At 40.4% G+C, this 11,289-nt stretch carries 10 protein-coding genes; 6 read left to right on the top strand and 4 right to left on the bottom strand.

Annotated features, from left to right (window positions below; translation table 11 throughout):
• Positions 1-437 precede the first annotated feature (437 nt).
• Complete coding sequence (locus RMZ42_RS13350) at positions 438-1,487, top strand: M28 family peptidase (RefSeq protein ID WP_322671839.1); 1,050 nt, start codon at positions 438-440, stop codon at positions 1,485-1,487.
• A 144-nt stretch (positions 1,488-1,631) separates the two neighbouring features.
• On the opposite strand, the gene RMZ42_RS13345 is transcribed toward RMZ42_RS13350, so the two are convergent.
• Positions 1,632-2,084, bottom strand: coding sequence for a hypothetical protein (locus RMZ42_RS13345; RefSeq protein ID WP_322671838.1), 453 nt, complete (start codon positions 2,082-2,084; stop codon positions 1,632-1,634).
• Positions 2,085-2,585: 501 nt separating this feature from the next.
• Between RMZ42_RS13345 and RMZ42_RS13340 the strand changes: the two genes are divergently transcribed.
• The 4 genes from RMZ42_RS13340 (at position 2,586) to RMZ42_RS13325 (ending at position 7,497) form a co-directional block, all read left to right on the top strand.
• Complete coding sequence (locus RMZ42_RS13340) at positions 2,586-4,253, top strand: alpha/beta hydrolase (RefSeq protein ID WP_322671837.1); 1,668 nt, start codon at positions 2,586-2,588, stop codon at positions 4,251-4,253.
• A gap of 1,373 nt (positions 4,254-5,626) precedes the next feature.
• A complete protein-coding gene (locus tag RMZ42_RS13335; protein ID WP_322671836.1) occupies positions 5,627-6,313 on the top strand; it encodes a DUF6875 domain-containing protein in 687 nt (228 codons plus the stop codon).
• Positions 6,314-6,636: 323 nt separating this feature from the next.
• Complete coding sequence (locus RMZ42_RS13330) at positions 6,637-7,101, top strand: CYTH domain-containing protein (RefSeq protein WP_322671835.1); 465 nt, start codon at positions 6,637-6,639, stop codon at positions 7,099-7,101.
• Between the two features lie 18 nt (positions 7,102-7,119).
• Positions 7,120-7,497: a hypothetical protein gene (locus tag RMZ42_RS13325; protein ID WP_322671834.1), complete on the top strand. Its 378-nt coding sequence runs from the start codon at positions 7,120-7,122 to the stop codon at positions 7,495-7,497.
• Positions 7,498-7,732: 235 nt separating this feature from the next.
• Here RMZ42_RS13325 and RMZ42_RS13320 read toward each other — a convergent pair whose 3' ends face one another.
• Positions 7,733-9,115, bottom strand: coding sequence for an aminopeptidase P family protein (locus RMZ42_RS13320; protein ID WP_322671833.1), 1,383 nt, complete (start codon positions 9,113-9,115; stop codon positions 7,733-7,735).
• A 46-nt stretch (positions 9,116-9,161) separates the two neighbouring features.
• Positions 9,162-9,428: a hypothetical protein gene (locus RMZ42_RS13315; RefSeq protein ID WP_322671832.1), complete on the bottom strand. Its 267-nt coding sequence runs from the start codon at positions 9,426-9,428 to the stop codon at positions 9,162-9,164.
• Between the two features lie 237 nt (positions 9,429-9,665).
• On the opposite strand from RMZ42_RS13315, the gene RMZ42_RS13310 reads away from it, so the two are divergent.
• Complete coding sequence (locus tag RMZ42_RS13310) at positions 9,666-10,481, top strand: PhzF family phenazine biosynthesis protein (protein WP_322671831.1); 816 nt, start codon at positions 9,666-9,668, stop codon at positions 10,479-10,481.
• A gap of 2 nt (positions 10,482-10,483) precedes the next feature.
• On the opposite strand, the gene RMZ42_RS13305 is transcribed toward RMZ42_RS13310, so the two are convergent.
• Positions 10,484-10,948 (bottom strand): DUF29 domain-containing protein, encoded by a 465-nt coding sequence (locus tag RMZ42_RS13305; RefSeq protein ID WP_322671830.1) that lies wholly within the window; start codon positions 10,946-10,948, stop codon positions 10,484-10,486.
• Positions 10,949-11,289: the final 341 nt, after the last annotated feature.

Below are 11,289 nucleotides of genomic sequence, written 5' to 3'. Positions count from 1 at the left end.
AAAATTTAAATTGCATAAGCTGGGCGGGCAAGATGCCATTGGTGTCAACTTAAGCTGGAAATAGCTTAACTGTTGGCTTCCATGCCCGCCCGGAAATAAATTTCTTTGGCTTTTAGGCTTAAGTCTACTGAAGTAGACTGGAGATTTTTGGCGATATTTAGTCATCTTCAGATGACTTTAGCTATGAGACGGGAATTTCAATTCCCGGCGGACAAGCGGTTTCACGTTAAGTTGACACCAATGGCAAGATGCCCACCCCACAAGAGTTATATTTAATTCAATTATGCAAATTAGATGTTTCTTAGCTTAATCAGATTTATCGCGTCTTTGCGATCGCTCGCTAGAATTTTCATCAAAAAACCTTAACCGAAGCAATCCTGGAAAGTGATGCTTGGGGATTTGCGCTACCCTAAGTCAGGAAGCCAAGGATAAATCAGATGAGAAAATGGATTTGGCTGATGCTGTTGGTGCTGATGACAGTTGCCGTGTTGGGTAGCAGAGGTAGCACGTTTTTTGAACAGCGTCCCTCACCGACAATTGTTGAGCGGATTCCGGTGGAAACACTCGATTCACAGCCATCAAGGGAAGTTGATATTACTCCCCAAGTGTCTACTGAGAAGCTGTTAAACCATATCCAAAAGTTGAATTTTCAGCGCTACACCACAAAAGAGCGATCGCTTACTCGCACTTATATTACAACTGAACTGAAAAAATTCGGCTGGAAACCTAAGTTAGAAAAGTTCTCTGACGGTGTAAATATTTTTGCCGAACGTCCAGGAACTAACAAAGCCGCGAAAGCAATTCTCGTAGCAGCGCATTACGATACTGTTGCCTCTTCCCCTGGTGCCGATGATAATGCCAGTGGTGTAGCCGTAGTGCTGGAAGTCGCTCGGTTACTCGGTTCCCGTCCTACGCCACGGACGTTACAGCTAGCTTTTTTTGACCAAGAGGAAGCAGGACTTTTGGGTAGTCAGGCTTTTGTGAGTAAGACAACACGCTTGCAAAATTTAGGCGGAGCGATCGTTATGGATATGGTAGGTTACGCTTGTTACACTTCTGGATGTCAGAAATACCCTACCGGATTGCCTGTGACGCCACCTAGCGACAAGGGCGACTTTTTAGTAGTAGTCGGCGATACAGAACACTTGTCTTTACTGAATGCCTTTCAAAACTCACAAAATACCCCTTCAACCGCCCTGAATAAACAGGAATCAATGCCAGCAGTTCTAACATTACCAATTCCTTTTAAAGGTTTACTGACACCAGACACCTTACGCAGCGATCATGCACCGTTTTGGTACCAAGGTGTGGGTGCTGTGCTGGTGACAGATACCGCAAATTTACGCACTCCGCACTATCATCAACCTAGCGATGTACCAGCGACTATCGAGCGATCGTTCTTCACCGGAGCAGCACAAATTGTAGTTAATGCGACTAGTGCTTTATTAGAGAAAAACCAGATTTTGGAAACTCAACCACCAAGCTAACTTATGAATTATCTTGACCAAATAATTACTAATTCGTAATTAAAGAGGGTACAAACCCCCACTAAATATGCAGATTTAGTGGTCAACAAGACAGTGGTAGGTTAAAGCCCACACTAATTGTAACTACGAATTACGAATTACGAATTACGAATTATTTTGACTAGCTTTTGGTTCAGGGAAAGTCAATGTCCAATTATTTTTATTATTGACCTGAGAATATAAACCTTGAAGAATGAGCCGCAGAGTTTTTCGAGTTCTAATAGGCTTCTTTACCAGATAAGTTCCTGGTTCAGCAAAGATATCATCAAAGTTTTTTTTATAACCAAATTGTTTTGAACAATAACTGCCAGCACCTTGGACTGTTAACACAAAAAATGGAGATTGTTTGTATTCATCAGGAATCATAAAGATGCCATATACATGGTGACGACCACGCCACGGTTGAACACTAACCTTAGTAGCATGTACTTGAAATTTTGTAGTTTTTGATGCGATAAAAGCCTCAAAATTGCAATCAGAATCATTCACAGGCCACCACAGTGTAATAATACTCAAAGAGAGCAGAAAAATTAAAATATAGGGTAGTCTGCGACGCATAAAGCCAAGAAAAATTGTTGACGCGGCTGGGGGAATTTGATCAGTAACGATTGTGCAGCTACAGCAATCAGACTATTCACCTGCAACACCTCTGCAAAACGTTTGAAACAGCAAAGACAAAACATTAAGCAGTCGGTTAAATTTTTCTGTGAAAAAAAAATGCAGATTGTAGATGCGTAGTTTACCGCCGCAGGCATCGCTTTCCCTGTTCTAGTAGCTCCGTTACAGTCTTAAACCTAGCTGAGAAACAATCAAGCTTTTGTGGCTGTTAACACTGATTTATGCTCAAATTTTTGGCTGTGATGAATTCTACAATTTGTTACTTTTGTTATCCTTGTAATATGGCTCTGTTTGCATTGGCAGATGCTTTGAGGAGATTAGAGCATAGACGTAGCCATCAAGTTAAGAAAAAATTTACTTTTATTTCTAATCAATTATTGGGGTAGTCAAATACACAAATATCCGTTATATTCCCGTAAGTAACAATTGGTATAAAAGTTTATGGGAAATTGGAGAAGTCTTAAGACAGTTGCGGGTTTATTTAGCGCGTTGGTTTTGCCCGCCGTAGGCATCGCACTTACACAGCTGGGGGCAAATACTTCGGCTATTGCAGCTGACACAGTTGTTGTGCGTTTCGGTTTATTTACAGAATCCATCTCTCTTACTGAGTTGCAAAAGGCTGTAAAAACAGGAAAATTGCCTGGGAGTTTACAGTCTTTATCTGAAGAACAACGCCGCTTCTTCTTGGGGGCGCTGGGTATGAATATACCGATGAATGTTGTCACACTTGATAAGTTAATTAATACCCAGATTGGTACAAGTATTCTCAGTGACTTTGCTACAGCCTTAGCCCGAAAGGACAAAGCTGGGGTACAAGCACTCAGATCGGGCTTGGTATTAGGTTCTACTGCACCGCAAGGTCTTTCTATACTGAGTTTTATTGCTGCTTATCCCAGTAAACGCTTAGAAATTGATTTACCAAAGGCTTGGGTTGTTACAAAAAACTTAAATACAGCTTTTTGGCGTACCCAGCAATTTATGTTAGCGATCGCTCCCCAACTTGACCCCATAACAGCACATCCGAGCACACCGCAGATTGCTTTCCCTTTCGATCCCAGCCAACCAGGAAGCGCCCAAGTAAAAGTACTCAATTTAAGTCTGAACGATCAAAAGCGCGATCGCAAAATTCCAGTTGATATTTACTGGTCAACTGCTGCAACTCCCGACAAACCCGTAATTGTCTTTTCTCACGGTTTTGCATCTGTCCGCACGGACTTGCGTTACTTAGCAGAACATTTAGCATCCCACGGTTATGTAGTAGCAGCTTTAGAACATCCCGGTAGTAATGCGGCAAATATTGATTTAGCATTACAAGGCAAAACCAGAGTCATGAAGCCTCAAGAGTTTTTAAATCGCCCTCAAGATATTAGTTTTGTCCTCGACGAATTAGCAAAACTCAACCAAACAGCTAATTATCCCCTACAAGGGAAACTTGCAACTACAAACGCGATGGTTGTTGGCTATTCTCTTGGTGGTGGTACAGCTTTAGCACTTGCTGGAGCCGAGTTGCAACTAGAACATCTCAAACAACGCTGTAAAAAGAACCTGACTATCTTAAGTTTGGGAGAAAATATCCAGTGCATCGCTCAAGAACTACCAGAAAATAGCTATCAACTACGAGATCCCAGAATCAAACAAGCGATCGCTCTCAATCCGACAACTTCTCTAATTTTTGGCGAAACTGGGTTAACTAAGATACAAGTTCCTACCATAGTGTTAGCAGGTTCCGCCGATAAAACCACCCCAGCTTTAACTGAACAGATTGTGGGATTTGACAAGATCCCATCCCCAAAATCGCTAGTTGGTATTATTGGGGCTACTCATCTCAGTGTAAAAGACCCCAGCACTACATTAGATCAGGTTGGACAACCAAATACACCGATTAGTGGCGGTGAAGTTGTCGGCGAACAAGCAGCAGATGTTCGCAAGTATGTTAAAGCTATAACTTTGGCCTTTGCTTTCCAGATGACTCCAGAAGCTAAAAACTATGCTATCTTCCTGACACCAGACTATGCTCAGTTTGCTTCAACTGCGGCATTTCCCTTCCGTCTAATTACCCAGATTCCTCCTGATGCTATGGCAGTGGTGAAAGAATTTGTTGATAAATAATGGACTTTCAATTAAACAAATATAGGAATCCGATTTGATTAATGAACATATTTGCGTAAGGAGGGAACTCTTAACTGGAAAAAAGGGATTTAGGAGTGTACTGAGTTTTTTCAGAAATCAAATATGAGTCCTATATAGGACTTACGTATCATACATATTGACTATACTAATTTTGGGTTTTTGAACCATTTCTAATACCCAGAACAGTAAATATGCAGCAAAATCGGGGTTGCAATCAGCACCTGAAATATAAATTTGACTTAAAGCATATTATGGTTAATTGGTATAGTACCGGAAGTCCTAAAATATTTAATTTTGTGAGTAGCTTACTTAAGAATAGGGGTATGGGGAACGGTAGAAGTCGCCGCTTATTCTAACTATCCCTACTATTTTTATTTTGAGACCAAATAAAGCCTAAAATACCGATATTCGCTACAAATACCTGACGTTGAGATCGACCAATCGAGAATATAGTATTTTCATCTAAGTGGATGTCTGAAAACTTTTTGGTGTTGTATTCGAGACTTGTAGATCCCCCTAAATCCCCCGATAAATTGGGGGACTTTGATTCCAGTTCCCCCCTTTTTAAGGGGAGCCAGCGCGGTCTTGGGGGTTTCCCCCATGAGCGACTGGCGTGGGCTAGGGGGGATCAAGCGAAATATTGAATACTTCTCAGACATCCTCTAAGTGGATTAACTACCTCACTCTATCAAGCATTTTCCCCAATCTATTTGGGAGAGTGTACTTTATTAATTTGTAATTCGCTGTAAGTATTATAAAACTTATAAAATTGACTTATACCAATTCTGTGTAAACTTTTTACTTGCTATAAGTATACTGCCTTGATAATAGCCCTAAAGTTGCTGTTAAAACTACACTAAATTTTTACAGTAAAAATAACTATTTACACATAAAATTTATAATGTATTCGTAAAAATAACAGAAGTTTAACAGTGTAAACAACTAGGAGTAGATGCCGAATGATGGTACATACGTATCCTATATAAATCGTAAATTCTTTTTGAAAAAATCTGTCAATTAATTGTAGAGTGTGTTACCAAAATGTAGCATAACTTACAAGCATTTCAAGATTCAAATATTAGTTCTGAAGCTAAATATTACAAACTAATTTCAAAACAAATGAAAACAAGTTATTTGATGTGAAATATGTTTGTATATGTTTTGAAGTAACTTACTTGAAGTTCACAGAACTAAATGAGAGAGCATTGTTATCTTCTGCAAGCTACCGATTAACCAAAAATCAACAACAAAGAGCTTGTTTTATTTACTTAAATAATTAGTTTTACAATACACCTGTATGTAAACTAATTTGGGATTCAGAATTAAACAATTATTCCATTTAACTCAAGCTTATGCAACTCTATACAACTCGTGAAATTGAACAACTCCAGCAACACGAAGACCTTTCTACCTTAATTGAAATTATGGAATGGGTGAAAAACTTTTTAGGAAGGCCTCATCCTGGCTTAGGTAGACCCGGCGCAGTTTGCCCTTTTGTACCTTTCTCTCTCAAATCAAACAGTATTCGTCTAGCAGTTATTCACACAAAAGATTTGTATCCAGAAAAATTAGAAGAGATTGTTGGACGCTATCGAGATATATTTCTGCAAATAGATCCTCAAGAGCAGGAATTAGCAATTAATAAAGCTTTTTTACTTATTTTTCCTGACATCTATATAGAAGACGCTACTAATGTAGTAGATAGTGTCCAACAAAAACTTAAACCTTTGTTTGTTGAGTCAGGATTAATGATAGGAGAATTTCATAAACGTAATGAAAGTCCTGGTCTACACAACCCAAACTTTCGTCCACTTCGTAGCCCTATCCCCCTGTTGGCTATTCGGTTCATGGTTGAAGCTGACCTCCCTTTTCTTCAGAATCCTGCCGATCCACACTTACGTATTCGATATTTGGAAGCTTATTTAAAGAATTTTGAGCATAAATTTACAGATGAAATAAAGTTTAAAAATGCTCGTCAAGCATTGGCTTTAGCAAAAGAACAAATTAAACAAGAAAATTTGGTGAGTTCTTACATATAACAAATGTTTTAATTACAGGTTAGTTATTGAGCATAGGTATGGAGAATTAAAAGTCTTTAAAATTCATTGCATCTGGAAATAAGTGAGATAAAAATCACGAATTTACTGCTAGTTGCAATTGCTTAATGCAGATAGCATCAAATCGTCATCAGGATGTAAATTATCGGACTACAGTAGAAGCGATCGCTAATTATCAATTAGTTAATATGAATACTTCAACAACTTAACTCTGATTTGTAATCATTGCGCACACATTTTTGTGAAAAATTTTCGGATTACTCTATTATTTGTGATATAAAAAAGCAAATAATTTGGTAAATAAAATGGCAAAAGAAATAGAGCGTAAATATTTAGTGAGAGGAAATAGCTGGAGAGGATTAGCTGAAGGTAGTGTATATCGTCAAGGATATATTGCTACACAAGATAAAGCAACTGTACGCATACGTATAATAGGGGAAAAAAGTTATTTGACCATTAAAGGCCCCAATATAAAATATTCGAGATTAGAGTTTGAGTATCCTATTCCTGTTCAAGATGCTCAAGAAATACTTGAGACATTATGTCAACGTCCCTTTATAGAAAAAACCAGATATAAAATAGAGTCGGGTAGTTTAATTTGGGAAATAGATGAGTTTGATGGTGTTAATAAAGGACTGATATTAGCAGAAGTTGAACTCACTGATGAAAATCAACAAATTGAATTACCAAACTGGATTGGACAAGAAGTTTCTGATGACTCTAGATATTTCAACAGCAATTTAGTAAAATACCCTTTTTCACAATGGTAATAGAATGATATCAAAACTATGCGAATAGCCAAACGCAATGATTGGAAAACAGAACCTATGCCTTCTGTATGCAAAAATATAACGCTAGAAAAAGTTTACTCGCAGCAAGAATTCGACCGAATTGCTGCTGGAGTCATTCCAGAGCAGATGGAAGATAAGTGGTTCATTTTCTATGAGGCTCCTTGGCTATATTTGCATCGTAGTTGGACTGGTTTTTGTATTTTCAAAGTGCGTTTTGAGGTGGTTGCAGAAACCGTAAAGATTGCGGAAGTACAAGTAAATCGAGAGCCAGCGCAGTACTATAACACTGATGATGAGCGCGATGCCTCTATGTTAGCGATCTTGCTGGATTCACGATCTGAACGTGGTGTGCGAAATCATATCAAGTCGGGGTAATTAGTTATGATACCCACAGTCATTGCACCCCACCCCCAGCCCCTCCCCGCCTGCGGGGAGGGGAGACAAAGCGTAGCTTTGGTGGGGTGGGGTTCTTGGGGTTTAGTAAGTAATCAAGCGGACATGATATCAAATGCTTAACTGGATTAAAGATCGATCCAGTAATTCAGAAAAACCATAGTAGTACACAGCATCACACTGCAAATATTTACAAAAGATGCCTGTGAGTATGAACTCAGCCATTGACTAGATTTTCTACAGTATCGGCATCGTTTGGTAATGCAGCTGTTAAAACTTCGCTGCCTTCTGTAGTAACTAAAACATCATCTTCAATGCGAATTCCTCGGACATCGGCGAATTCAGATAAACGCTGCCAATTCACCACATTCTGATATTTTGAACGGACATTAGCATCATTTAAAATTGCTGGTACTTGATAAAAACCAGGCTCAATTGTGACTAACATTCCTGGGCGCAGGGGACGATTTAAACGGAGATAGCTTAAGCCAAAGCGATCGCTCCTTTGGCGTCCTTCTTCATACCCGGCTAAATCGCCCAAATCTTCCATATCATGCACATCTAAACCCAGTAGATGGCCGATCCCATGAGGGAAAAATAGCGCGTGGGCATCGATTTCTACTAAATCTTGGGGATTTCCTTGTAAAATGCCTAACTCCACCAAACCTTCAGCGATCGCTGTAGCCGCTAGTAGGTGAATATCCCCATACTCTACACCAGGCTGGATTTTGGCTATGCAAGCATCGTGGGCTGCCAACACCACATTATAAATATCTCTTTGGGTAGATGAAAACTTACCCGAAACTGGCCAAGTGCGAGTTACATCACCCGCCCAACCAGTTTCAGTCTCAGCACCAACATCAGCAAGCAGTAAATCACCTGGTTGCAAACTATGGTGATACTGCTCGTTATGCAAAACTTCACCGTGAACAGTGACAATACTGTTGTAAGAGGTAGTCATATTGTGGGCAATAATCACCCCTTCCATCGCTGCCCGAACTTCTGCTTCTAGTTTGGCTTGGGGTGTTGCTGCCATCCCCGCTTTGTGAGCTTTGACGGTGACAGCCGCAGCTTTTCTCAACTCGGTTAATGCACCATCATCGTGGGTGAGGCGGAGTGAAACGATCGCCTTTGCTAACTCCAAGTCAATTCCTTGGGGAGGACTTTGTGGTAAAACCCATCTATTTAATAGCTGCGATTGCTGCGTCCAAGTAGCAGCATCTTGGACGGCAAGTGTAGCGGCATCTTCTAGCCAAGACTCTAATTCTGCCATTGGCCTTGCCACATCCGCCCCAATCTTCTCGGCTATTTCTTCGCGCGTTGGCATTTCTCCATGCCAAAGGGCGCTACTGGGTGACGGATCGTCGATGAATAGTTCTAGTTTGCCCGCTTCTAGACGAATTGCCGCTTTTGGTAATGGCAGTCCGGCAAAATAAAGGAAATGACTGTTAGCACGAAATGGAAAGGAATTTGCCGGAAAATTGCGCGGATTGTTGCTACCTGACCACAAAATTGCCGGAAAATCAATCAGTTTGGCTAGTTGTTGCCGTCGGTGGCGTAAAGTATCGGCGAGGGAAGTAGAAGTTTGTGGGATAAGCATAAATGTAAACTCAAAAAAAGGATAAAGGTAATAGTTTTGCCTTTATTTAGTCGTTATCGTCTTTATCGTCATCTTTTTTATCGTTTTTGCGATCGCCATCTTTTTTATCATTTTTGCGATCGTCATCTTTGTGGTCGTCATCTTTGTCGTTCTGGTTAGGTTGTAACTCTGGTTTTTGTTGCTCAATTGGTGCAAGTGGCTGCGGGGCTTCAACAACACAACTAACTAATCCTCCAGAAATTAGCGCTAAGTTGACAGCAGCAAAGATGCTTCTGAAGATTTTTATCCTCACGTTTTCGGTTTGCTTTAACATTGGCCCTAGTTTTTGGAGATTGTATTCCTAATTTATAAGGTACTGTATATAGCGGTTCTCATTTGGATTAACACAACGTAGTAGCGTAGCAAGACTAAAATAATAGTGCATTAGCAAACTCTTGTGGGACTGGCTCTCTAGCCCGTCCTGGCGGGCAAGATGCCCGCCCCACAAGAAAATTTATTTATGGGGATCATTAATTTTAAATTTTGAATTTTGAATTCGGAGCGAAGCGACGTGACTTTAAAGAAACAAATTATTACTCAAGTTGATGCTTTTACCAATACACCTTTGGCAGGTAATCCGGCTGCTGTCTGTATTTTGCCTACTCCCCAAGATGAGCGCTGGATGCAAAAGGTGGCTCAAGAGATGAATTTATCTGAAACAGCTTTTTTAGTCAGACAGGATGATGGCTTTAATCTGCGTTGGTTTACGCCCACAGTAGAAGTTCCGCTTTGTGGTCACGCAACTTTAGCTAGTGCCCATGTACTTTGGTCAGAGGGACATTTGTTACTTGATGAAGTTGCACGTTTTTATACCAAAAGTGGAGTGCTGATTGCGAAGTTACAAGGTGATTGGATTGAGTTAGATTTTCCAGTAAATCACTCACAAGCAACAGTCGCTCCTCCAGAACTCAAGCAAGCTTTGGGTGTAGCCTACAAATCTGTCTTGCAGAATTCACTAGGTTATCTTGTGGAATTGGAATCTGAACAATTGGTGCAGCAAATACAGCCTAATTTTCAACTGCTAAAAACCTTACTGATTCCTAACGTCATTGTCACCAGCCAGACTAACTCTGATTCTGAATATGATTTCGTCTCTCGCTTCTTTGCACCAGGATTAGGTATTAATGAAGACCCAGTGACAGGAGCGGCTCATTGCTGTCTAGCTTGGTTCTGGCGCGATCGCTTGCACAAAAATGAGTTTTTGGCTTATCAAGCATCTAGTCGCGGTGGGGTGGTGAAGGTGTATTATGACGGAGGCGATCGCGTTTTTCTCGCTGGACAAGCGGTAACTGTGCTGCGAGGGGAGTTATTTATCGCATCAACCTAATATTACAAATCGATAATATCTGGCAAAAACTCACTATCAAGAATTTGGACAATGGAATAAGGACATTCCACTGGAAACGTATTGATTGGTAGTTCAGTTTCATTACTAGCAGCTTTCAATCCCCGATAATAGCACTGGGCTAAAACTTCTTCTGGATAAGATTTGAGGCTGGGACTCTCTTGCAGTAAATCTGCAATTTTGTGGCGCTGCTCATCAATCGTATTTCGCCAAGGGCCACTCCGCAAACTAGATTGATATTGCCACTTGAGCAAATGCTGTAATAATACTTCCAAGCGGCTTTTCAATTCTCGTCGTTCTGACCGTCCCAAGCTTTCAATCTCCTCAATCACAGCATCCCAGTCTACTTGTCTAAATTGTCCAGCACGAATAAGTTGTACAGTTTTTTCTGTCCATGCTGCAAAGTCTGTTTCATAGAACTGGGCTGCACTTTTCGGAATCTGGGTCACGTCGCTTCGCTCCGAATTCAAAATTCAAAATTCAAAAATTTTTGATCCTTATAAATAAATGTTAGTTGCTCTGTATCCTTTTTCTTTTTGGTCATCAGCTTCCTGCAATCTACCGTATATTAGCTAAATTGCAGATACTGTACGCCCATTGTAACGTCAAGAAAACTATAGAAAGCGATCGCATATTTTTAGCCATACAAGCCGTAACGCCTTTATCTTGAGCTATCCCGATACAATCGGCATTACCTGCATAAAATAGCGCGGCACAATCGCATTGTCAGGCGAAACAATCGCATTGTCAGGCGAAACAATCGCATTGTCAGGCGAAACAATCGCATTGT

It is taken from the genome of Nostoc sp. DedQUE05, assembly GCF_034530955.1.
In the GTDB taxonomy this organism is placed as follows: Bacteria; Cyanobacteriota; Cyanobacteriia; order Cyanobacteriales; family Nostocaceae; genus Nostoc.
Note: the sequence above shows the minus strand (reverse complement) of the source record. Positions and strands in the feature narration are given on the sequence as shown.